The following is a 22,493-nucleotide window of genomic DNA, read 5'->3' on the forward strand; positions in this document are numbered from 1 at the left end:
CACCACCCCGCTACGACATCCCGCCTTTGACTTCGACCCTGCTCTCGATCTTTACGAGAGCGCCTTCAGGTACGCCCCGTTCTGATTCTGGAATTCGTAGTTGTAGAACTTGTCCCAATTGATCGACCAGGTCATCAGTCCGCGGAAGTTCGGGTTGGTGCCGCTGCGCACGCTGTACGAGCCGCAGTTCGTCCCCCGCACCAGACAGCCGACCGCCTGCTGGACCGCCGCCGGGGCGACATACCCATTCCCCGCACTGACCGACGACGGCGCACCGAAGGCGATCTGGTCCTCCCGCAGCGCCGGGAAGACGTTGGCCGTGTTCCCCGCGACCGGGAAGCCGGCGAGCAGCATGTCGGTCATCGCGATGTGGAAGTCGGCCCCGCCCATCGAGTGGTACTGGTTGTCCAGCCCCATGATCGAGCCGGAGTTGTAGTCCTGGACGTGCAGCACCGTGAGGTCGTTGCGCAGAGCGTGGATGACCGGCAGGTACGAGCCGGCGCGCGGGTCCTGCCCGCCCCACGGCCCGGAGCCGTAGTACTGGTAGCCGAGCTGCACAAAGAACGTCTCGGGGGCCATGCTGAGCACGAAGCCCGCGCCGTACCGGGCTTTGAGGCTCTTCAGCGCGGCGATCAGGTTGACGATGACCGGCGTGGTGGGGTTCTTGAAGTCGGTGTCGCCGGTGTTCAGTGACAGCGAGTGGCCCTCGAAGTCGACGTCGACGCCGTCCAGGCCGTATTTGTCGATGATCGCGCTGACCGAGCTGACGAACTTGTCCCGGGCGGCGGTGGTGGTGAGCTGCACCTGGCCGTTCTGGCCGCCGATCGAGAGCAGCACCTTTTTGCCGGCGGTGCGCTTGGCCTTGATGGCCGCGATGAAGGCGGCTTCGCTCTCGACGCCGGGGCACTCGGTGGCCGGGCAGAGATTGAACCGGATGTCGCCCGAGGTGGCCGTGGTGGGCTCGCCGAAGGCCAGGTTGATGACGTCCCAGTTGGCCGGCACGTCAGCCATCCGCAGGTAGCCGGATCCGTTGGCGAAGCTGGCGTGCAGGTAGCCGATCAGCGCCCGCTTGGGCAGGCCGGTGGCCGGCGGCTGAGTGGTCGGCGGCGGCGTGGTGGGCGGTGTGGTGGTGGGCGGTGTGGTGGTGGGCGGCGGAGTCGTCGGTGGGGTGGTCGTCGGTGGGGTGGTCGTGGGCGGCGGAGTTGTCGGCGGCGTGGTGCCACCGCAGACGCCGTTGTCGATCCAGACGTCCCACTGTCCGCTGTGGGTGGAGGGCGACTCGTTCTGCGTCCACCACTTCGCGGTGTAGTTGCGGCCGCTCTGCGAGGCCACGTTGTCTTTCACATAGACGGAGGTGGCACTCCACGCCGGCCCGCACGCTGCCGCGGCGCTGGCGGAGGAAGCGACGTAGACGGAGCCACCGCCGGCCGCGAGCACCACGGCCATCCCAAAGATCATCGATCGGCGCATAGCCAAGTATGAATACTGTTAAGTTTATTTGTAAATAGCTCGGCGACGGCTCAGCTGCCGTCTTGCAGCCACTCGACCCGGTCGAGGAAGCCGTCGCCGTCGTCGTCGAACATGCGCTTCTCGAAGACGCCGTCGCGGTCCTTGTCGTAGGCGGCGTAGTCGACCCGGTTGTCGAGGTCGGTGTCGGTGCCGACGAAGTCGACCTGGCCGTCGTCGTTCACGTCGACCAGGATGTCGACGCCGCCACCGGCGTGGCCCAGATAGGTCGCCTCGTCGAGGGTGCCGTCCCCGTCCGCGTCGACCTGGTTGTGGTAGCCCTCGGGCGGTGCGAGATCGGCCGCGACCTGGGCCACCGTGGCCCCGAAGCCGGTGTCGAGGCCGACCTCGGGCAGGCCGTCGAGATCGGGCCGGTCGCCGAAGCCGGTCTGAGCGTCACCGGTCAGGTGCTCGGCCTCACGGGCGGCGACCATGCCGGACACCGTGCCGAACTCCGACCAGGCACCCAGGTCGTTGTCGCCGTCGTGTCGAGCCATGACCCGACGGTACGGCCCTCAGTCCAGTTCCGGCATCGCCACCGCGTGTGGTCGTGGCCGGCAGGTGCCGCACTGCACCGCGTCATCCACCACCAGCGCCTCGGCCCGCCGGCGGGTCTCGGACCGGCTCACCTGGAGCAGGTAGGGCCCGAACCGGGCGTGTTCGGCGCAGACACCACGGCCGCAGAAGCGGCAGCTCGCCCGCGCGGACTCGGCGCAGAACCAGCAGAGCATCGAACCTCCTGACGATGGGGGGCACCGCGACGGCGCCCCCCACGTCAGTCCTCGCCGGTCGGCGTCGACTCGGGCTGGGACGGCGGATCCGTCTCGGTCTCCGTCGGGGTGGGCTGCGCCGTCGTGGGCGGCGGCGTGTTCGGCGAATCGGTCGTGGGCGCGGGCGGCGGCGGGCGCGTCGTCGTCGGGGCGGTGGTCGGCCGGGTCGTCGTGGGCGGCGGATTGGTCGTCGGCCGGGTGGTGATGGTGCGCGTCGGCTCGACGTTCGGCTCGTCGTCGTTCGGATCAGCGGTCTGTGACGGTGTGACTACACTATCGCTCGTCGGCGCCGGGCTGCTCGGGGCGATCGACGGATTGATCGATGGCAGGTCGGACGGTAGGGGCTCGAGGCTCTCCTCCGGCTCGGGGCTGCTCGACGCCGGGGCCTCGATCGGGACGCCGTCGGCGCAGGCGAGCCGGCCGCCGGTCGCCGCACTGGCCGCACCGTCGACCGCGACCGTCCCCCGCGAGACGGTCAACGAGGCCGGCTCGACCGAATACCAGGCCGCACCCGAGCTGGTGACCTGTCCTCCGCTGCGGTCCACAGTGAGCGCCAGCGGCTTGTAGGCGCCGCTCGTGCTGCCCGTGCCGGCCAGCACCCGGCCGCTCTGCAGCGAGATGGTCGCCTTCGGAGCCTGCTCACGGCCGCCGCCGGTGCTGAGGTTGCCGATGCCGAGCCGGGTGTTCGCGCAGAGCAGCGTCGTGGCCCCGCCGGGGAAGGTCAGCGTGGCCGACGCCCGGGACGGCACCTCGATCACCTCGCCCTGGTCGAGGTAGCGCCGGGAGCCGCCCTCCAGGTTGGCCGGGGCGCCGTCGAAGGTCGCGGTCACCAGACCCTCGTCGATCGAGAGCAGGACCCGGTCGGCCGGCATCTCGGCCCACGCGGGCCCGGGGCGGAACGACAGGCCGGTGAGGAAGAGCCCCGTGGCCAGCACCCCGACGACCAACCAGATCAGGCCGCGCTCGAAGCGACTGTCCACCTCGGGGTTGCCACTGCCGTCGGGCGGACCGGGCGGCACGTTGAGCGGCGGATAGGAGCCGCCACCGGGCACTCCGGGCCGCAGTGCGCCCTTGGCCGTGACGACCGGCATCGGGGAGCCGGGCCGGTGGGTCGCGCCGACCAATGGCGGCAGGTCGGAGGCGTCGGGCAGGACCCACAGACGTACGGGGGTGATGGTCTGGGCGACCATGCCGGGGCTGCCGTCGCCGACCGGGCCGACCAGGGTGCCCCGACGCAGCTCGACGCCGTCGGGCAACGCGATCACGCCGGACTCGACGACCACCGCGTGGGTGGGGCCGGGCAGGATGACCGGCGCGCCCGGGTCGAGGTCGACCGGGTGCGCCGAGGCGATCAGGGCGAGGCGCTGGTCGACCGCGAGCCCGGCCAGCGCCGGGGTGTCGGCGAAGAGCGCCTCGGCCTCGGCCCGGTCGTGCGGCGGCGGACCGGGCAGCGGGCCGACCACGGTGGCCACCGTCGCGGTCGGGATCGAGAGCAGCGTGGTGCCGGCGGTGTGCCAGTCGAGCTGGGTGGACCGGCCGGTGATCGCGTTGACCAGGCCGACGACCGCACCCGGGCCGACGTGGTGGCGGATCGTGCCCGGCGGGTCGCCGGGCCGGCGGGCCTCGAGGGCGCCCTCGACGACCACGAGGACGGCCTGCTGAGCGCCGCCGGCCGAGACGACCTGCCGGCCGGTCGGCGGGTGCACCCAGCGTGCCCGGGAGGCCAGGCCCTGCAGCGCCGGCTCGGGCAGGCCACCCAGGTCGGAGGCGCGCAGCGCGGCCAGGCGGCGCGGGCTGTCGGCCTCGCGGTCGTTCTCGGCCCGGCGCAACCGGGCGGTGACCCACCACCGGCTGAACCGGCCGACCAGGAAATACACGACCGGGGCGGCCAGGCCGAGCACGATCGCGAACAGCAGCAGCACGCCGGCCGGCCCGCTGTGCCACAGCCCGGTGGCCAGGCCGGAGAGTCTGTCCTCCCACAGCCGGACGGCCACGTTGACGGCGACCACGAGCCAGCAGACGGCCAGGAACCCGTAGAGCGCGATGAGCCGGCCCTCGCGGTCGAGCGTGCCCCAGCGCGGCGGCTGCCCGCGCAGCCGGCCGCTCACCCAGGCCAGCGCCCGGTTGCGCACCTGCGGCACCTCGAGCCAGTTCATCAGCAGGTACTGCCCGTCGAGCGGCAGCAGCGGGCTGAGGTGGACGAACGCGCTCAGATAGCAGAGGAAGGCCAGCTTGAAGGACAGATCGGCGACCGGCGGCAGGGCCAGGCCGGCCAGTTGGGCCAGCCCGCCGAGCAGCAGCGCGCTCAGCGGCCCGGCCGCCGACACCAGCAGCCGGGCCCGGCGGCCGGCCATCCAGACGTCACTGGTGTCGACGAAGAGCGAGGGCAGGCCGAACCAGACCAGGAACCCGGCGGCCGGCACCTCGCGGCCGGAATGCTTGGCCGCCATCGCCCGGGCATACTCGCGGACGCCGACCACGACCAGGTTGAGCAGCACCAGGGTGAGGGCGCCGATCAGGTACGAGTCGGCGGTGAGGAACAACGAGCGGCTCCCGCGCGACCAGGTCACCGTGAACAGGCCGAGGCCGGCGACGGCCAGCACCGCCGCGACGATCCCGGCCGCCTTGGTGAAGAGCAGCCGGCCGCCGGCCCGGTAGAGCGTCGTGACCAGCCCGTCGACGTTGAGCAGAAGCATGCGGCGGCCGCGGGCGGCGGCGAGCAGCGAGTTGCCGACGCGCTCGGACAGCGGGCGCCCCAGCTCCTGCAGCGGCCGGAAGGCGTCCATCGGCAGCTCGTCGAGCATGCGGTTGCCGGCCAGGTCGGCCACCACCCGGCGCACCTGGTCGGGGGCGAGCCGGCCGGCGATGCGGGCGAACTCGGCGACCAGCCGGGCCACCGTGTGCTCGCCGTCCATCAGGAGCGCGAGCTCCCACTCCTCGCCGGTGAGCCGCAGGTAGCTGGCCCGTTCGCCGTCGTCGGGCGAGCGCAGCATGATGTAGTCGCCGCCGCGGGCGTCGGTGAGCTGGACGTATTCCACCCCGGCGCGCAGCACGGGACGCGCGCTCGTCGGGTTGAGGCGGTCGACCACCGCGCCCCACAGCCCGGGATCCGCCGGGCCGGACGGCTCACCGGGGGCGCGGCCGGCCAGCGCCTCCCAGACGTTCATCCTGGTCTCGACGTACGTCAACGGGCATGCCTCTCACTGCCGGGGGGAACCGCGATGGCGAATGGCAGATTAGGCGCTCGACAAGCCCGATGGCGAGTCCTCCGCGCCGAAATGACCCGTTTCATCCGGAAGTCGGAGATTAGCGCCCGGCCAAAGATACGGCGGGTGGTGTGACGACCCCCTCGTCACACCACCCGCCGTAGCGGAAGGGAAAAGCTCTACTTGGCCTCGGCCAGGGTCACCGTGATCTGCTTCTTCTCGCCGCCACGGGTGTAGTCGAGGGTCATCTTGGCGCCGACCGTGCCGGACTGGACCGCCGCGACCAGGTCGTCGGAGTCGCTGATGGTCTTGCCGTCGGCCGAGGTGATCACGTCGCCCTGCTGGAGGCCGGCCGTGGCCGCCGCGCTGCCGCTGGTGACGTTGCTGACCAGGGCGCCACCGTTCTCGGCGTCGGCCACGCTGACGCCCAGCGCCGGGTGGCTGACCTTCTTACCGGCCATCAGGTCGTCGGCCACCTGCTTGGCCTTGTCGCTGGGGATCGCGAAGCCCAGGCCGATGTTGCCGGTGCTGCCGGACGTGGCGATCGCCGAGTTGATGCCGATGACCTCGCCGTTGGTGTTGACCAGGGCGCCGCCGGAGTTGCCGGGGTTGATCGGCGCGTCGGTCTGGAGCAGGCCGGACATCGTGGTCGAGGCGCCCTGCTGCTGCTGGTTGTTGCCGAACGGGCTCTGCTGCTCGCCGCCCTCGCCGCTGGACTGGATCGTGCGGTCCTTGGCGCTGATGATGCCGGCGGTGACCGAGCCCTCCAGGCCGAGCGGGCTGCCGATGGCCAGGACCGTGTCGCCGACCTGCATCTTGGCACTGCTGCCGAACGTGGACGCCTTGAGGTCGGACAGACCCGACGTCTTGATCACGGCGAGGTCGGTGCGCTCGTCGGTGCCGACGATGGTGGCGTTCGCCTTCTTGCCGTCGGCGAAGATCACGGTGACCGTGTCGCCCTGGGCGGTGGCCACCACGTGGTTGTTGGTGACGATGTAACCGTCGGTGGAGATCACCACGCCCGAGCCCTCGCCGCTGCCGGTGGTGATCGACACGACGCTGTCCTGCACGGCGGCGGCGATCTGGGCCAGCGACGAGCGGTCGACGACCCGGGTGACCGACGAGTTGCCGGTCTGCACCGAGGGGGACGAGCCGTCGTCGTCGAAGGCGAGCGCCGCGGCGGCGCCGACGCCACCCGCGCCGAGCGCGATCAGCACGGCGGCCGCGCCCGCCACGAAGACCTTGCGGCCGCGCCCGGTGCCCCGGGGCTGCTGCTGGTCGACCGGCGCGGCCCAGGCCGGCTGCCCCTCGGTGCCCGGAGTCCAGGCCTGGCCCTCGCCCCAGGCCTGACCCTCACTGCCGGGGAGCGGCTGCGTCTGGGTCTGCGTCGTGCCGCCCGCCCAGCCGGCGGCCGGGTAACCGGGCTGCTGACCGTAAGGCTGCTGGTGGCCCGGGTGCGCCTGCTGGCCGAAACCCGGGTGGTAAGGCTGCTGATAGCCGGCCGGCTGCTGCCACGGGGACTGCTGCCACTGGGGGGCGCCGGACTGGGGAGCAGGAGCGCTCGACACCGGCTGGCCCCACGGCGGAGCCTGCGGCGGCGCGGGCTGCTGGGGGGCAACGGGCTGCGCGGCGGTCGGCTCCTCAGACTGTCCCCGCTGCGGGCTGCTGCTCTCGGAGGAGGCGTCCGCGGGTCGCGGGTCGGTCTCGTTCTCGTTCATGCCACCACCTTGCCCCGTCGGGCTCGTACTGACCTGTGCTAGGCCTGGATGTTTTCTGAAAGCTCTTTGTCGGCATTTAGCGTAGGCAAAGTAACCCGGAACGTCGCTCCGTGCCCCGGTTCACTGATCACCTCGACGTTTCCTCCATGGGACCTGACTATCGCCGCGACGATGGCCAGGCCCAGACCGGTGCCGGTGGCGGCCCGGTCGGTGTGCCGGGTGCGGGCCTCGTCGGCGCGGTAGAACCGCTCGAAGACGTGCGCCTTCTGCTGGTCGGACAGGCCCGGCCCGGTGTCCGACACCTCGACCACGGCCTGGTCGCCCTCGCCGGCGTAGAGCCGCAGGGTCACGGTCGCCTCGGGCGGGGTGTGGACCAGCGCGTTGGTCATCAGGTTGCCGATCACCTGCCGCAGCCGGGCGTCGTCGCCCCGGGCCACGAGCCGGTCCGGCTGGTCACGGATGTCGAGCTCGATGGTGCGCTCGGGGGCCATCGCCTCGGCCGCCTGCACCGCGTCGAGGGCGAGCACGGGCAGCTCCACCGGGCCCAGCTCGAGCGGGCGCTCGCGGTCGAGCCGGGCCAGCAGCAGCAGATCCTCGACGAGCAGGCCCATCCGGGCGGCCTCGTCCTCGATCCGGCGCACGAGCCGGGCCACATCGCCGGGGTCGGTGACGGCACCCTGGCGGTAGAGCTCGGCGAAGCCCCGGATGGTGGTCAGCGGCGTGCGCAGCTCGTGCGAGGCGTCCGCCACGAACTGCCGCATCTTGCCCTCGGAGCGCACCGCCCGGGCCTCGGAGAGCAGGGCCGCGTCGGCCGCCTCGACCGCGGACGCCTCGGCCGCGCGGGCTGCCGCCTCGCTCTGGGCACGCGCGCTGAACGCGGCCTCGATCTGGGCCAGCATCGCGTTGAGCGCCTTGGCCAGCCGGCCCAGCTCGGTGGTCGGCTCGCCCTCCCGCGACTCGGGATCGGGCACCCGCTGGGTGAGGTCACCGGCCGCGATCGCCGCCGCCGTGCGCTCGATCTGCAACAGCGGCACCAGGCTCTGGCGCACTATCGCGGCGCCGATCGAGGCCAGCGCGATCAGCACGCCCACGCCGACCAGCAGATCGACCCAGACCATCTGGTTGACCGCCAGGCCGATCACCGAGAGTTTCTCGGCGACCTGCACCACCTGGCTGTTCTCGTCGATGATGACCACCACGCGCCAGTGCACCTGGCCGCTGGGCGACCGCACGGTGTAGGGCTCGTTGAGCACCGCGTTGAGCTGGTCGAGCCCCTTGACCAGCGGCGGCAGGTCGGCCGGGTCGAGGTCGCGGTCACCGATCCAGGGGCCGTCGGAGCGCACGCCGCCGACCGACGAGGTGGAGACGTAGAAGTCGCCCGGCACCGGGATCTGGGAGCCGGGCCGGGCGCGGGCGATCGTCTCGGCATAGATCTTGAGCGAGGTGTCGAGCCGGTCGAGCAGGTAGTTGTGCAACGCGTAGGTGCTGGCCGCGCTGATGGCGGTGAGCGCGGCGAACACCAGGACCAGGACCGACGCCACCAGCTTGATGCGCAGCGACACCTTGCGCAGGCTGGGTTGCGGCGGGATCGAGTTGCGAACCCGCTCGGTGAGCGTCGAGGTCACGGCAGGCTCAGACGGCGGGTTTGCGCAGCACGTAGCCGACGCCGCGGAGAGTGTGGATGAGGCGCGGCTGCACGTTGTCGACCTTGCGGCGCAGGTAGGAGATGTAGGACTCGACGATGTTGTCGTCGCCGCGGAAGTCGTATTTCCAGACGTGGTCGAGGATCTGCGCCTTGGACAGCACCCGGTTGGCGTTGAGCATCAGGTAGCGCAGGAGCTTGAACTCGGTCGGTGACAGCTGGACGCGCTGGCCGGCCCGGTAGACCTCGTGGGTCTCCTCGTCGAGCTCGAGGTCGGCGAAGACCAGGCGCGACGGCTCCTCGTCGCCCTGCGTCGTGCGGCGCAGCACCGCCCGGATGCGGGCGGTGAGCTCCTCGAGGCTGAACGGCTTGGTCACGTAGTCGTCGCCGCCCAGGGTCAGGCCGCGGATCTTGTCGTCGGTGCCGTCGCGGGCGGTCAGGAAGACCACCGGCGTGCGCTGGCCGCCCTCGCGCATGAGCCGGATGACCTCGAACCCGTCGAGGTCGGGCAGCATGACGTCGAGGACGACGAGGTCGGGCGTGGTGTTTTTCGCCGCGCTGACCGCCGCGCTGCCGCTCGTCGCGGTGCTCACGTCGAAGCCGGCGAAGCGGAGACTGGCGGAGAGGAGCTCGAGGATGTTTGCGTCGTCCTCGACGACGAGCAGTTTCGCCTCACTCTGCTTGGGCTGGGTCTGAGCGGCCATGGCACCCATTGTTTATCAGCGCGCTGTCTCTTGCCTGCACGCTGCCTGAAAGTTTTCTGTAAGCCTGCTCGGGGCGTTCAGGCGGCGAGACGGTAGGCCGAGCCGCCCATCGAGGCCTGCGCGGCACGGGCGAGCATGCGGCGGTCGGCACCGGGCTCGGGGCGCAACGCGGGGGCGGTCACCAGCGTCACCGTCAGCGACCGTAGCGCGGCGACCCGGCGTACGGAATCGACCAGGGTGTCGTCACCGATGAACGCGGCCGCAGTGGAGTCATACCGGATCGAGGCCGGCACCACCGGAGCGCCCGCGTCGATCGCGGCCTGGAACAACGCCGGCCGGAAACGACCCTGGCTGGTGCCGCAGAACGTCGTGCCCTCGGGGAACGCGGCGACCGTCCGGCCCGAGCGCAGCGCCCCGGCCACCTCGGCCACCGTCGCCGGCAGCGCCTTGGGCCGCGACCGGTCGATGAAGATGGCGCCGGACAGCCCGGCCAGCGAGCCGATGCCCGGCCACGCCCCGACCTCACCCTTGGCCACCAGCCGCACCGGTGCGACCGCCATCAGCACCAGGATGTCGAGCCAGGAGACGTGGTTCGCGACCAGCAGGCTGCCCGGCCGCAGCGCCGGGCCGCGCCGGACGACCCGGATGCCCAGGACGGCGAGCATGCCGCGGGCGATCCCCCGCAGAGCGAGACCGCGCAGCAGCGGCGCGAGCACCAGGCCGCCGACGAGCACGGCGCCGAGCGCGATCATGCGCAGCGTGGTCACTCCGGGGAACGCGGACCGGCCGGCCGCGTCCCGGCAGTGGTCACCGCAGCCGGAGACCGGTTGCCACATCGCCGCGATCATCGGGTGGCTCCCAGGAAGTGCCGGCGGTAACGCGGGTCCATCCGGTCCATCGAGAACAGCACGTAGAAGTCGGCGCAGTTGAAGTCGGGGTCGTAGGCGGGCTCGCCGCAGACCCAGCTGCCGAGCCGCAGATATCCCTTGAGCAGCGCCGGTGGCTGCGTTCTGGGGTCGCCGGCCAGGTCGGTCTCGGCCAGCCAGTTGCGGCGCGGCCGCACCCGCATGGCGGGCGGGGCGAGGTGCTTGGCCTGCACCCGGGCCCAGACGCCGGCCGCCAGCGCACCGCCGTCGTCCAGCGGCACCGAGGCGCAGCCGGCCAGCCAGCGCAGGTTGTTCAGGTGCAGGTAGCGGGCGATCCCGGCCCACATCAGGTTGATCACCGAACCGCTGCGGTGGTCGGGGTGCACGCAGGAGCGGCCGGTCTCGACCAGCTGGTCCCGCAGGGGGTGCAGCCGGCTCAGGTCGAACTCGCCGTCGCCGTAGCGCCGGCCGGCCCGCTCGGCGGCCCTGGGGGGAAGCATCCGGTAGGTGCCGACCACCGCGCCGGTCGCGTCGTCGCGCACGATCAGGTGGTCGCAGAAGTCGTCGAACTCGTCGACGTCACGCCCGTCGGCGGTGGCGGGCAGGGTGGCGCCGAGCTCACCGGCGAAGACCTCGTGGCGCAGCCGCTGGGCGGCGGCCACATCGCCGGCGTCCTCGGCCAGGAGCAGGGTGTAGCCGCTGGTCCCGGTGGGGGCGGCGGCAGTCAGCAGAACAGCCATGTGATGTGTGTAAGGGTGACACCTGCCGATGGAATGTCGCCCCAGGAGGCGATTCATGGCCGTGAAATGAACGGCTTGTGCGAGCCTTCCTCGCATGAGGATTTCTCGGCGGTTCAATGGGCCGCCCACGTCCGGCAACGGCGGGTGGTCGGCCGGGGCTTTCGCGATCGCGGCGGGCGCGCGGGTCGGCGGACCGGCGCTTGAAGTGACCCTGCGAGTGCCTCCCCCGCTCGAGACCGAGCTGACCTACGCCGATGGCTCGGTCCACCACGGCGAGACCCTCGTGGCGACCGTGACCGAGGCGGCGGGCGAGATCTCGTACGTCGCTCCGGTCGATCTGCCCACGGCCGAGTCGGCCGCCGCGGACTATCCCGGCTTCACCAGCCACCCCTTCCCCACCTGCTATGTGTGCGGGACGGAACGGCCGGACGGGCTGCGCGTCTTCCCCGGACCGCTGCCCGACGGGCGTACGGCCGCGCCCTGGACCGTCCCGGCCGAGGTGGATCTGCCGGTCGTGTGGGCCGCCCTCGACTGCCCCGGCGGCTGGACCGCGCTGCGCAACGGGCGCACCTACGTGCTGGGCCGCATCGCGGTCACCACCAGCGCGCTGCCCGAGCCGGGGTCGGCCTGTGTGGTCGTCGGCGAGGCGACCGCGTTCTCCGGGCGCAAGGCGATGGTGCTCTCGACGATCTATGCGCCCGGCGGCGAGCGACTGGCCACCGCCCGGGCCACATGGATCGCCCCGACCTAGTAAGTTGACCTCTTCATCCGGGGGAAGGAATCGCGTCGATGAGTGCGCCAGGCACCGACGAGATCGTCGTCGACCATCTGACCAAGCAGTACAAGAAGCTGCGCGCCGTGGACGATCTCTCGTTCCGGGTGCGGTCGGGGCGGGTCACCGGCTTCCTCGGGCCCAACGGCGCGGGCAAGACGACCACGCTGCGCATGCTGCTCGGCCTGGTCGCACCGACCGCCGGCACCGCGACCTTCGGCGACCAGCGTTACGCCGACCTGCACGACCCGGTGCGCCGGGTCGGTGCGGTCCTCGAGGCCTCCAGCGCCCACCGCGGCCGCACCGGCCGCAACCACCTGCGGATGATCTGCCGCGCGGCCGGCCTGCCCGACACCCGGTCCGACGAGGTGCTCGAGATGGTCGGCCTGACCCCGGCCGCCAACCGCAAGTTCAAGGGCTACTCGCTGGGCATGAAGCAGCGGCTGGGCATCGCCGCGGCCATGCTCGGCGACCCGCGGGTGCTGATCCTCGACGAGCCGGCCAACGGACTCGACCCCGAGGGCATCCGCTGGATGCGTGACCTGCTCAAGGCCCTGGCCGGCCAGGGCCGCACGGTGCTGGTCTCGAGCCACCTGCTGGGCGAGATGCAGCTGCTGGCCGACGACGTGGTGATCGTGGCGGCGGGCAAGCTGATCCGGCAGGGCCCGGTCGACCAGGTGCTGGGCGACATGAGCGGCGGCGTCGTGGTGCGGGTGCGCACCCCGCAGACCGAGGCGCTGACCACCGCGCTCTCCGAGCTCAGCGCGACCGTGACCCCGGGTCCGGAGGGCAGCCTGCTGGTGCACGGCGCCGAGGCGGCCGCGGTCGGCCACGCGGCCTTCACGGCGGGGGTCGAGCTGCACGAGCTGGCCACCGAACGCGGCGATCTCGAACAGGTCTTCCTGCAGCTCACGGCCGGAAAGGCGGGCATCCGATGAGTCTGGTCAACGCTGAGCTGTTCAAGGTCCGCACCACCTCGCTGTGGTGGATCATGGGCCTCGTCCTGCTTCCCCTGTACGCGGCGAGCGTGCTGGTCAACTGGGCGAACTCCAACGTCACCACGCCCCCGGACGACGCCGGGGTGACCGATACCCAGAGCGCGCAGATCGAGGCCGCGCTCGAGCCGATCAATGTGGCCACCAACCTCTACACGAGTGGGCAGTTCTTCGGCATCCTGATCGTGCTGTTGCTGTCGGCGATCATCGTGACCAGTGAGTTCTTCCACCTCACGGCGACGACCACGTTCCTGACGACGCCCCGTCGCGAGTCCGTCATCCTGGCCAAGTTCGGCGCCGCCGTCGTCATCGGCCTGGCCGTCTGGCTGATCACGACGGTGCTCAACCTGATCGTGGTGCCGCCGATCATGAACAATCTCGAGCTCGGCAGCCAGCTCGGCGAGCCGGCCGTGTGGCGCGCGATCGGGCTCAACGCCCTGGCCTTCGTCCTCTGGGGTGTCCTCGGGGTGGGCGCGGGCGTACTGATCCGCAGCCAGATCGCGGCGACGCTGATCCTGGCCATCACCTACGTGGTCGGCTCGGCCGCGGTGAGCCTGATCTTCTTCCTGCTGAGCGAGTACGTGGCCGAGTGGATCAGCAATCTGCAGGTGCTCGTGCCGACCAGCGCCTCCCAGCTGATGATCTCCGGCACCGATCTGCCCGGCTCACCCCCACGCTGGGTCGGCGCCGTGGTCCTGATCGGGTACGCGATCGTCACCGGCTTCCTCGGCACGTGGCTGACCAAGCGGCGCGACATCTCCTGACGCGGCCTGAGTTCGTTCTCACACACGGCGTAGCCTGGACGGCGAATCCTTCCCGTCCCATGTGACGCCGATCAAAAGGTGAAAGAGGCGAACACGGAAGTGTCGACCCAGCAGACTTCGCACGAGAACCCGCTCGCGGATTTCGGTCCCAACGAGTGGATCGTCGACGAGATGTACCAGCGTTACCTGGCCGACCCCGCGAGCGTCGACCCGGCCTGGCACGATTTCTTCGCCGATTACAAGCCCGCGATGGCCACGGGTTCGATCGTGACGCCGGACGAGGCGAAGGCGGCCAACGCGACCGCCTCCGCCGCCCGGGCCGGCACGGACGCACCGGCCGCGGCCACCGTCGCGCCGGTGAAGCCGACAGTTCCCGCCGCCCCCGCCCCTGAGTCCGCACCGAAGCCCGCCGCCAAGCCGGCGCCCAAGCCGGCCGCTTCGTCGGGCAACGGGAAGGCTCCGGAGGGGGCCAAGGTCACCACGCTGCGCGGAGTCGCCGCCCGCATCGTGCAGAACATGGACGCCTCGCTGGAGGTGCCCACCGCCACCTCGGTGCGCGCCGTCCCGGCCAAGCTCATGGTCGACAACCGCATCGTGATCAACAACCACCTCGCCCGCGGGCGGGGCGGCAAGGTCAGCTTCACCCACCTGATCGGCTGGGCGCTGGTCCGCGCGGTCGTGCAGCACCGCGAGATGAACAACTCGTTCGCCGAGGTGGACGGCAAGCCCGCGCTGGTCCAGCCCGAGCACATCAACCTCGGCATCGCCATCGACCTCGCCAAGAAGGACGGCTCGCGCGCGCTCGTCGTGCCGTCGATCAAGAACTGCGAGACGATGGACTTCCGCAAGTTCTGGCAGGCCTACGAGGACGTGGTCCGCCGGGCCCGCCGCAACGAGCTGACCATGGACGACTACGCGGGCACGACGATCTCGCTCACCAACCCGGGCGGCATCGGCACGGTCCACTCCATCCCGCGCCTGATGGCCGGTCAGAGCGCGATCATCGGTGTCGGCGCGATGGAGTACCCCGCGCCCTACGCCGGCATGAGCGACGAGACCCTGTCCGAGCACGGCATCAGCAAGGTCACCACGCTGACCAGCACCTATGACCACCGGGTCATCCAGGGCGCGCAGTCCGGCGAGTTCCTCAAGGCGATGCACGAGTTCCTGCTCGGCGAGCACGACTTCTACGACGAGATCTTCACCTCGCTGCGGATCCCGTACGAGCCGGTCCGCTGGGTGCGCGACGTCGCCCGCACCAGCGAGGGCCAGATCGACAAGGCGGCCCGGGTCGTCGAGCTGATCCACGCCTACCGGGTGCGCGGCCACCTGATGGCCGACACCGACCCGCTCGAGTTCGAGATCCGCCGCCACCCCGACCTCGACGTGCTCCAGCACGGCCTCACGCTGTGGGACCTCGACCGCACGTTCCCGGTCGGCGGCTTCGCCGGCAAGCAGCGGATGAAGCTGCGCGAGGTGCTGGGCGTCCTGCGCGACACCTACTGCCGCCGGGTCGGCATCGAGTACATGCACATCCAGGGCCCCGAGGAGCGGCGCTGGATCCAGGACCGCATCGAGATCAAATACACCAAGCCCGACTCCGACGAGCAGAAGCACATCCTCAACCGGCTGAACGCGGCCGAGGCCTTCGAGACGTTCCTGCAGACCAAGTACGTCGGTCAGAAGCGCTTCTCGCTGGAGGGTGGCGAGTCGCTGATCCCGCTGCTCGACGCCGTCCTGGAGTCGTCGGCCGAGGCCGGTCTGGACGAGATGGTCATCGGCATGGCCCACCGCGGCCGGCTCAACGTGCTGGCCAACATCGTCGCCAAGCCGTACGAGAAGATCTTCAACGAGTTCGAGGGTCAGATGGACCCGAAGTCGGCGCACGGCTCGGGCGACGTCAAATACCACCTGGGTCAGACCGGCAAATACACGACGCCGGACGGCGAGCACGCGACCACGGTCAGCGTGGTGGCCAACCCGTCCCACCTCGAGGCGGTCGACCCCGTCCTCGAGGGCATCGTCCGGGCCAAGCAGGACCGCCTCGACCTCGGCCTGCACGGCTACACGGTGCTCCCGCTGCTGGTGCACGGCGACGCCGCGTTCGCCGGCCAGGGCGTGGTGGCCGAGACGCTCAACCTCTCCCAGCTGCGCGGCTACCGCACCGGCGGCACGGTCCACGTGATCGTCAACAACCAGGTCGGCTTCACCACCGCCCCCGAGTACAGCCGCTCGTCGATGTATTCGACCGACGTGGCCCGGATGATCCAGGCCCCGATCTTCCACGTGAACGGCGACGACCCCGAGGCCGTCGTGCGGGTGGCCAAGCTCGCCTTCGAGTACCGCCAGGCGTTCAACAAGGACGTCGTGATCGACCTGGTCTGCTACCGCCGCCGCGGTCACAACGAGGGCGACGACCCGTCGATGACCAACCCCCGGATGTACGAGATCATCGACACCAAGCGCTCGGTGCGCAAGCTTTACACCGAGGAGCTGATCGGCCGGGGCGACATCACCGTGGACGACGCCCAGGAGCAGCTGCGCGACTACCAGTCCCAGCTCGAGCAGGTCTTCAAGGCGACCCGGGACGCGGCCGGCACGCCGCCGCGGCCGCGGGTCATCTCCGAGGAGCCCGAGCCCGAGGTCGAGACCGCGGTCGACGCGGCCGCCGTACGCGCGGTCGGCCAGGCCCACGTCGAGCTGCCCGAGGGCTTCACCCCGCACAAGCGGGTTCAGCAGCTGCTCGAGCGCCGGGCCAAGATGTCGGCCGACGGTGGCATCGACTGGGGCTTCGGCGAGCTGGTCGCGTTCGGCACGCTGCTGCAGCAGGGTGTCACGGTCCGGCTGGCCGGACAGGACTCGCGTCGCGGCACGTTCGTCTCGCGGCACGCGTCGGTCGTCGACGCCAAGACCGGCAAGGACTTCCTCCCGCTGTCCACGCTGGCCACCGGCTCGGCCCGCTTCTTCGTCCACGACTCGCTGCTGAGCGAGTACGCGGCGATGGGCTTCGAATACGGCTACTCGGTCGAGAACACCGAGGCGCTGGTGCTGTGGGAGGCGCAGTTCGGCGACTTCGTCAACGGCGCCCAGTCGATCGTGGACGAGTTCATCTCGTCCGGCGAGGTGAAGTGGGGCCAGCAGTCGTCGCTGGTGCTGCTGCTCCCGCACGGCCAGGAGGGCCAGGGTCCCGACCACTCGTCGGGCCGGCCCGAGCGGTTCCTGCAGCTCTGCGCGCAGGACAACATGCGGGTGGCCAACCCGACCACCCCGGCCAACTACTTCCACCTGCTGCGCCGCCAGGCCCTGTCGGGCAAGCGCAAGCCGCTGGTCGTCTTCTCGCCCAAGTCACTGCTGCGCCACAAGCTCGCGGTGTCGTCGGTCGCCGACTTCACCCAGGGCACGTTCCAGCCGGTCATCGCCGACGCCGGCGTGAACGGCAAGCCGCTGGACGCCAACGGGGTCAAGCGGGTGCTGCTCTGCTCGGGCAAGGTCTATTACGACCTCTTCCAGGCCCGGGCCGAGCGGGGCATCACCGACACCGCGATCCTGCGGATGGAGCAGATCTACCCGCTGCCGGTGGAGGAGCTCAAGGCGATCCTGGCCCAGTTCCCGCAGGCCGAGGACTTCGTCTGGGTGCAGGAGGAGCCGGCCAACCAGGGTGCCTGGTCGTTCGTCGCGCTCAACCTGCTCGAGCACCTCGAGGGCGTCCGGCTGCGGCGCATCTCGCGCCCGGCCGCCGCGGCGCCCGCGGTGGGCTCGGCCAAGATGCACGAGGCCGAGCAGGCCGCGCTGATCGAGGCCGCGCTGCCGCGTCCGTAACAGCTGAGGACTGGGGGCGCTCCGCTGCGGCGGGGCGCCCCCTTTTACTATCCGGTCATGTATTTCACCGACCGTGGCATCGAGGAACTCGTCGAACGGCGTGGCGAGGAAACCGTGACGCTGGAGTGGCTGGCCGCGCAGTTGCAATCCTTCGTCGACCAGAACCCCGAGTTCGAGACCCCGATCGAGCGCTTCGCGACGTGGCTCGCCCGGGACGACGAGGATGAGGAGTAGCGGTCTCGAGTCGCGACCGATCCGGCGGGTCGAGCTCGACGCCGCCGCCGAGGTCGACCGGGCCGCCTGGTGGGCGAAGATTCCGGCCGTACGCGCGCTCCTCGAGCACGGCCTGAACATTCCGGCCGGCGTGACATTCCTCGTCGGCGAGAACGGCTCGGGCAAGTCGACGCTGGTCGAGGCGCTGGCCGCGGCGCACGGGCTCAACCCGGAGGGCGGTTCGCGGGGCGCGATGCACTCGACCCGGGTCACCGAGTCGCCGCTGGGCTCGGCGTTGCGGGTGATCCGCACGCCCGGGCGCCGGGTCAACGCGTACTTCCTGCGCGCCGAGACCACGCACGGGCTCTACACCTATCTGGAGAGCCTGCCCGGCGACAATCCCGATCACGGGCTGCACGAACAGAGCCACGGCGAGGGCTTCCTCGAACTTCTGGAGCGCAAATTCCGGGGGTACGGCTTCTACCTCATGGACGAGCCCGAGGCGCCGCTGTCCTTCACGTCCACGCTGGGTTTGCTCAGCCGCCTCGAGGACCTGCGCGCCGACGGGTCGCAGGTCGTCGTGGCCACGCACTCGCCGCTGCTCACCGCCCTGCCCGGCGCCACGATCCTCGAACTCGGCGCGCACGGCATCCGCCGCACCGCATGGGCCGACCTCGACATCGTGGCCAACTGGCGCGGTTTCCTCGACGCACCCGAGGCGTACCTTCGTCACCTGCGCGCCTGATCGTCGAGCGCAAGCACTCACGCACGTCGCTCGGGCGGGATGAGCGCATCGGGGGTCAAGCTCGACGATCAAAAGCTGGATGTCGTAGCTGGGATGGTGGTGCGGACCGCTGCTCACGCCGAGGGCCCAGACGTGCTGAGCAGGCCGCTGGCGCGTCCTGAACGCTCAGCGCGCCCGGGCGACGTGAGTGAGTGGCCGGGCTCAAACCCAGAACGCACGTGCCCGACTACGCCCCGCCGCCACCCAGCGGCACCACCGCACAGCCCGCGACCCGCCCGACCTGCCTAGGCGGTGACCGCATTCCGCCCGAGCTGGCCGCCGCGTGGGGTTGATCTTCGGGGTCAGCGCAACCACTTACGCACGTCGCCCGGGTGGGTCGAGCGCCCTGGGCGCGCCAGCGCCCTGCTCGGGCCGCCCGGGCCCTCGGCGTGAGCAGCGGTCCGCATCACCCACCCGGCTACGACATTTGTCCCTGGCTCTTGATCCGTCCTTCGACACGTCTGGTGTCATCCACAGTTGGAACTCGGCCGGGCGGGGGCGCGTGGCGGCCGGTACGTTGAAGTCGTGGCACGAAGCGTTTATGTGGCGGGTCTGGGCCCGGGTGTCGGCAAGGGCACGGTGGCGCTCGGTCTGGTCGAGTTGCTGTCGCGGCAGGTCGCGCGGATCGGGGTGTTCCGGCCGCTGGTCTCCGGCGACGGGGACGACTCGCTGCTCACGCTGCTGACCAAGCGCTACCCGGTCGTGGCGCCCTATGCGGAGTCCTACGGCGTCACCATGGCCGAGGCGAGTGCGCTGGTCGCCGATGGCAAGTGGGAGGAGCTGATCTCCCGGATCGTCGAGCGTTACCGCGAGGTCGAGCGGCAGTCGGCGTCGGTGGTGGTGATCGGCAGCGACTTCGCGCCGGCCGCCAAGGAACGCGACGAGATGCCGCGCGAGCTGGGCTTCAACGCCCGGCTGGCCACCGAGTTCGGCAGTGTTGTGGTGCCCGTGATCAGCGGTGCTGGGCGTAACGCCGAGTCGCTCGTGGCCTCGGCTCGCAGCGCCTATCACTCGCTGGTCGACCTCGACGCCACCGTGATCGCCGTGATCGCGAACCGGGTGCCGGCCGATCTCGGCGCGCTGCCGGCCGACGCGCTGCCGGCCGACGCGCTGCCGGTGCCGATGTGGTCGATTCCCGAGATCGCCACGCTGGCCGCGCCCACGGTGGCCGAGGTGGCGGAGGCGCTCGACGCGACGATCGTGTCCGGTGGTGAGGGCGCTCTCGATCGTGACGTGCTCGACTACGTGGTCGGCGCGGCCCATGTGCCCGCCGTGCTCGAGCACCTGACCGACGGCGCGCTGATGATCACCCCGGGCGACCGGGCCGACCTGCTGCTCGCGGCCAGCGCCGCGCACGCCGCGGGCAACGTCACGCTGGCCGGTCTGGTGCTGACCCTGGGCGAGCGCCCCGACCCGCGCGTGGTCCGGGTCATCGAGCGGCTCAACACCGGCCTGGCCATGCTGGTCGTCGACGCCGACAGCTACCACACCATCGCCTCGGCCAGCCGCATCCAGGCCGGCCTCGGCACGGGCACCCCGCGCAAGGTCGAGGCCGCCCTCGGCGCGTTCGAGGAATATGTGGACACCGCGGCCCTGACCCGCGTGCTCGACGTGGCCCGCTCGAGCCGGGTCACGCCGCTGATGTTCGAGAACGATCTGATCGACCGGGCCCGGGCCGAGCGGCGTCACCTGGTGCTGCCCGAGGGCACCGACGAGCGCATCCTGCGGGCCACCGAGACCCTGTTGCGCCGGGGCGTCGCCGACCTCACGCTGCTCGGTGACCCGGCCGAGATCACCCGGCGGGCCCGGGAGCTGGGCGTCGACATCGGCTCGGCCCGCCTGGTCGACCCCGAGACCAGCCCGTGGCGGGACGACTTCGCCGAGCGCTACGCCGAGCTGCGCAAACACCGGGCGGTGACGCTCGACCTGGCCTACGACGTGGTGCGCGACGTCAACTATTTCGGCACGATGATGGTGGCCGAGGGGCTGGCCGACGGCATGGTCTCCGGGGCCAACCACACCACGGCGGCGACCATCCGCCCCGCGTTCGAGATCATCAAGACGGTGCCCGACGTGTCGGTGGCGTCCAGTGTGTTCTTCATGCTGCTGGCCGACCGCGTGCTGGTCTACGGCGACTGCGCGGTCAACCCCGACCCCGACGCGGCCCAGCTGGCCGACATCGCGCTCTCCTCCGCGCGGACGGCGGCGGCCTTCGGCATCGAGCCGCGGGTCGCGATGCTGTCGTACTCCACGGGCAAATCCGGCTCCGGGGCCGACGTCGAAAAGGTCGCCGCGGCCACCGCCCTGGTCCGCGACCGGCAACCCGACCTGCCGGTCGAGGGCCCGATCCAGTACGACGCGGCCATCGACCCCGCGGTGGCGGCGACCAAGCTGCCCGAGAGCACGGTGGCCGGCAAGGCGACGGTCTTCGTCTTCCCCGACCTCAACACGGGCAACAACACCTACAAGGCGGTTCAGCGCTCGGCCAACGCGGTCGCGGTCGGACCGGTGATGCAGGGCCTGCGGCGGCCGGTCAACGACCTGTCCCGTGGGGCCACGGTCAAGGACATCGTCAACACGGTGGCGATCACGGCGATCCAGGCGGCGGTGCGATGACTCGGGTGCTCGTTCTCAACAGCGGCTCGTCCTCGGTGAAATACCGGCTCTTCGACGGCGCCGGCACCGTGGCCAAGGGCCTGGTCGAACGCATCGGTGAGAGCGGTGGCGAGGTGGCCGACCACCGGGCCGCGCTGCAGGGGATCATGGACGAGGTCGATCTGGCCGGCCTGGCCGTGGTCGGTCACCGGGTGGTGCACGGCGGCCCCGAGTTCACCGGCCCGACGGTCATCGACGACGACGTGGTGGCGCGGGTCGAGGCCCTCGTGCCGCTCGCCCCGCTGCACAACCCGGCCGCGCTGACCGGCATCGAGGTGGCCCGCAAGCTGCTGCCCGACGTGCCGCAGGTGGCCGTCTTCGACACGGCGTTCCACGCGACCATCCCGCCCGAGGGCGTGACCTGGGCGATCGACCGGTCACTGGCCGAGCGGTGGCAGATCCGGCGGTACGGGTTCCACGGCACCTCCCACGCGTACGTCTCCCGCCGCACCGCCCAGGTGCTGGGCCGCGATCCCGCCTCGACAAACGTGATCACCCTGCATCTGGGCAACGGCGCGAGTGCCTGCGCGGTCGAGGGCGGTCGCAGCGTCGCCACCTCGATGGGCATGTCCCCGCTGCCCGGCCTGGTGATGGGCACCCGGAGCGGCGACATCGACCCGACGGTGATCTTCCACCTGCACCGGGTGGCCGGCCTGCCGCTGGACGAGATCGAGAACTCGCTGACCCGCCACGCCGGCCTGCAGGGCCTGGCCGGGGTGAACGACGTGCGCTCGGTGCTGGAGAAGCGCTCGCAGGGCGACCCCGACGCGACGCTGGCCTTCGACGTCTACTGCCGCCGCATCCGCGAATACGTGGGCGCCTACCTGGCCGTGCTCGGCCGGGTCGACGCCATCACGTTCACCGCCGGCGTGGGCGAGAACGCCGCCGCGGTGCGGGCCGCCGCACTGTCCGGACTCGAGCCGCTGGGCATCGAGATCGACCCGCACCGCAACGAGCGCCGTGACGAGATCATCTCCCCGCCCGGCGCCCGCATCCCCGTCTGTGTGATCGCCACCGACGAGGAACTGGAGATAGCCGACCAGTCCCGGGCGGCCTTGTCCCTGCCGCGCTGACGGTTCGACGGCCGACGGTTCGCTGTCTTGTGGTCTGCGGGAGTCAGCCTTGTGGTCAGCGGGCGTCAGCGCATCGCCGGCTCAGAGAGCCAGCCAGGCGATGAGGACGATCAGCACAACGGCCACGGCGATGCCGCCGATGATCAGCGGGGTCTTCGAGGCCGCTTTCGGCTCCTGCGGGGTGCTCTGAGTGAAGGCCCGGAACGCTTCGGTGTTGCCGCTCGGGTCGACGCTGTTGTCAGACATGCGCAAGACCATAGCGAAAC

General features: G+C 71.1%; 18 protein-coding genes. 8 read left to right on the forward strand and 10 right to left on the reverse strand.

The window, feature by feature from the left end; genetic code table 11:
- Positions 1–51: 51 nt before the first annotated feature.
- The 9 genes from NAG42_RS02215 to NAG42_RS02255 all read right to left on the reverse strand — a co-directional run bounded on the left by NAG42_RS02215 (position 52) and on the right by NAG42_RS02255 (position 11,152).
- Positions 52–1,470, reverse strand: coding sequence for a chitinase (locus NAG42_RS02215; RefSeq protein ID WP_250028319.1), 1,419 nt, complete (start codon positions 1,468–1,470; stop codon positions 52–54).
- A 50-nt stretch (positions 1,471–1,520) separates the two neighbouring features.
- Positions 1,521–2,003: a hypothetical protein gene (locus tag NAG42_RS02220; protein ID WP_250027515.1), complete on the reverse strand. Its 483-nt coding sequence runs from the start codon at positions 2,001–2,003 to the stop codon at positions 1,521–1,523.
- An 18-nt stretch (positions 2,004–2,021) separates the two neighbouring features.
- Complete coding sequence (locus NAG42_RS02225; protein ID WP_184955172.1) at positions 2,022–2,237, reverse strand: hypothetical protein; 216 nt, start codon at positions 2,235–2,237, stop codon at positions 2,022–2,024.
- Positions 2,238–2,281: 44 nt separating this feature from the next.
- Positions 2,282–5,464, reverse strand: coding sequence for a cyclic nucleotide-binding protein (locus tag NAG42_RS02230; RefSeq protein WP_250027516.1), 3,183 nt, complete (start codon positions 5,462–5,464; stop codon positions 2,282–2,284).
- A gap of 197 nt (positions 5,465–5,661) precedes the next feature.
- Complete coding sequence (locus NAG42_RS02235; RefSeq protein ID WP_250027517.1) at positions 5,662–7,200, reverse strand: S1C family serine protease; 1,539 nt, start codon at positions 7,198–7,200, stop codon at positions 5,662–5,664.
- Positions 7,201–7,238: 38 nt separating this feature from the next.
- Complete coding sequence (locus NAG42_RS02240) at positions 7,239–8,825, reverse strand: sensor histidine kinase (protein WP_250027518.1); 1,587 nt, start codon at positions 8,823–8,825, stop codon at positions 7,239–7,241.
- Positions 8,826–8,832: 7 nt separating this feature from the next.
- Positions 8,833–9,546: a response regulator transcription factor gene (locus tag NAG42_RS02245; protein WP_221375767.1), complete on the reverse strand. Its 714-nt coding sequence runs from the start codon at positions 9,544–9,546 to the stop codon at positions 8,833–8,835.
- Between the two features lie 77 nt (positions 9,547–9,623).
- Positions 9,624–10,394, reverse strand: a complete 771-nt coding sequence (locus tag NAG42_RS02250) for a lysophospholipid acyltransferase family protein (RefSeq protein WP_250027519.1) — start codon at positions 10,392–10,394, stop codon at positions 9,624–9,626.
- Entirely contained in the window at positions 10,391–11,152 is a 762-nt protein-coding gene (locus NAG42_RS02255; RefSeq protein WP_250027520.1) for a GNAT family N-acetyltransferase, read from the reverse strand. The genes NAG42_RS02250 and NAG42_RS02255 overlap by 4 nt, the downstream gene beginning before the upstream one ends.
- 94 nt (positions 11,153–11,246) lie before the next feature.
- On the opposite strand from NAG42_RS02255, the gene NAG42_RS02260 reads away from it, so the two are divergent.
- The 8 genes from NAG42_RS02260 (at position 11,247) to NAG42_RS02295 (ending at position 22,227) form a co-directional block, all read left to right on the forward strand.
- A complete protein-coding gene (locus tag NAG42_RS02260; RefSeq protein ID WP_250027521.1) occupies positions 11,247–11,903 on the forward strand; it encodes a hypothetical protein in 657 nt (218 codons plus the stop codon).
- Positions 11,904–11,941: 38 nt separating this feature from the next.
- Complete coding sequence (locus NAG42_RS02265; RefSeq protein WP_250027522.1) at positions 11,942–12,862, forward strand: ABC transporter ATP-binding protein; 921 nt, start codon at positions 11,942–11,944, stop codon at positions 12,860–12,862.
- Entirely contained in the window at positions 12,859–13,683 is an 825-nt protein-coding gene (locus tag NAG42_RS02270) for an ABC transporter permease subunit (protein WP_250027523.1), read from the forward strand. The genes NAG42_RS02265 and NAG42_RS02270 overlap by 4 nt, the downstream gene beginning before the upstream one ends.
- A 99-nt stretch (positions 13,684–13,782) precedes the next feature.
- On the forward strand, positions 13,783–17,502 hold the full coding sequence (locus NAG42_RS02275; RefSeq protein ID WP_250027524.1) for a multifunctional oxoglutarate decarboxylase/oxoglutarate dehydrogenase thiamine pyrophosphate-binding subunit/dihydrolipoyllysine-residue succinyltransferase subunit: 3,720 nt from the start codon (positions 13,783–13,785) through the stop codon (positions 17,500–17,502).
- Between the two features lie 57 nt (positions 17,503–17,559).
- Positions 17,560–17,736 carry a DUF6104 family protein gene (locus NAG42_RS02280; RefSeq protein WP_250027525.1) on the forward strand — a complete coding sequence of 59 codons (177 nt, stop codon included), beginning with the start codon at positions 17,560–17,562 and terminating at the stop codon, positions 17,734–17,736.
- Positions 17,726–18,460 (forward strand): AAA family ATPase, encoded by a 735-nt coding sequence (locus NAG42_RS02285; protein WP_250027526.1) that lies wholly within the window; start codon positions 17,726–17,728, stop codon positions 18,458–18,460. The genes NAG42_RS02280 and NAG42_RS02285 overlap by 11 nt, the downstream gene beginning before the upstream one ends.
- 564 nt (positions 18,461–19,024) lie before the next feature.
- Entirely contained in the window at positions 19,025–21,115 is a 2,091-nt protein-coding gene (gene pta, locus NAG42_RS02290) for a phosphate acetyltransferase (RefSeq protein ID WP_250027527.1), read from the forward strand.
- Positions 21,112–22,227, forward strand: a complete 1,116-nt coding sequence (locus NAG42_RS02295) for an acetate/propionate family kinase (RefSeq protein ID WP_250027528.1) — start codon at positions 21,112–21,114, stop codon at positions 22,225–22,227. The genes pta and NAG42_RS02295 overlap by 4 nt, the downstream gene beginning before the upstream one ends.
- A gap of 81 nt (positions 22,228–22,308) precedes the next feature.
- On the opposite strand, the gene NAG42_RS02300 is transcribed toward NAG42_RS02295, so the two are convergent.
- Positions 22,309–22,473 carry a hypothetical protein gene (locus tag NAG42_RS02300; RefSeq protein WP_250027529.1) on the reverse strand — a complete coding sequence of 55 codons (165 nt, stop codon included), beginning with the start codon at positions 22,471–22,473 and terminating at the stop codon, positions 22,309–22,311.
- Between the last annotated feature and the right edge of the window lie 20 nt (positions 22,474–22,493).

The organism is Paractinoplanes maris, assembly GCF_023544465.1.
Classification (GTDB): domain Bacteria; phylum Actinomycetota; class Actinomycetes; order Mycobacteriales; family Micromonosporaceae; genus Actinoplanes; species Actinoplanes maris.

Excerpts from the sequence above, each read along its gene's own strand:
- NAG42_RS02215 (WP_250028319.1), bottom strand. The coding sequence starts at position 1,470 with ATGCGCCGATCGATGATCTTTGGGATGGCCGTGGTGCTCGCGGCCGGC.
- NAG42_RS02220 (WP_250027515.1), bottom strand. The coding sequence starts at position 2,003 with ATGGCTCGACACGACGGCGACAACGACCTGGGTGCCTGGTCGGAGTTC.
- NAG42_RS02225 (WP_184955172.1), bottom strand. The coding sequence starts at position 2,237 with ATGCTCTGCTGGTTCTGCGCCGAGTCCGCGCGGGCGAGCTGCCGCTTC.
- NAG42_RS02235 (WP_250027517.1), bottom strand. The coding sequence starts at position 7,200 with ATGAACGAGAACGAGACCGACCCGCGACCCGCGGACGCCTCCTCCGAG.
- NAG42_RS02245 (WP_221375767.1), bottom strand. The coding sequence starts at position 9,546 with ATGGCCGCTCAGACCCAGCCCAAGCAGAGTGAGGCGAAACTGCTCGTC.
- NAG42_RS02250 (WP_250027519.1), bottom strand. The coding sequence starts at position 10,394 with ATGATCGCGGCGATGTGGCAACCGGTCTCCGGCTGCGGTGACCACTGC.
- NAG42_RS02255 (WP_250027520.1), bottom strand. The coding sequence starts at position 11,152 with ATGGCTGTTCTGCTGACTGCCGCCGCCCCCACCGGGACCAGCGGCTAC.
- NAG42_RS02260 (WP_250027521.1), top strand. The coding sequence starts at position 11,247 with ATGAGGATTTCTCGGCGGTTCAATGGGCCGCCCACGTCCGGCAACGGC.
- NAG42_RS02265 (WP_250027522.1), top strand. The coding sequence starts at position 11,942 with ATGAGTGCGCCAGGCACCGACGAGATCGTCGTCGACCATCTGACCAAG.
- NAG42_RS02270 (WP_250027523.1), top strand. The coding sequence starts at position 12,859 with ATGAGTCTGGTCAACGCTGAGCTGTTCAAGGTCCGCACCACCTCGCTG.
- NAG42_RS02280 (WP_250027525.1), top strand. The coding sequence starts at position 17,560 with ATGTATTTCACCGACCGTGGCATCGAGGAACTCGTCGAACGGCGTGGC.
- NAG42_RS02285 (WP_250027526.1), top strand. The coding sequence starts at position 17,726 with ATGAGGAGTAGCGGTCTCGAGTCGCGACCGATCCGGCGGGTCGAGCTC.
- NAG42_RS02295 (WP_250027528.1), top strand. The coding sequence starts at position 21,112 with ATGACTCGGGTGCTCGTTCTCAACAGCGGCTCGTCCTCGGTGAAATAC.
- NAG42_RS02300 (WP_250027529.1), bottom strand. The coding sequence starts at position 22,473 with ATGTCTGACAACAGCGTCGACCCGAGCGGCAACACCGAAGCGTTCCGG.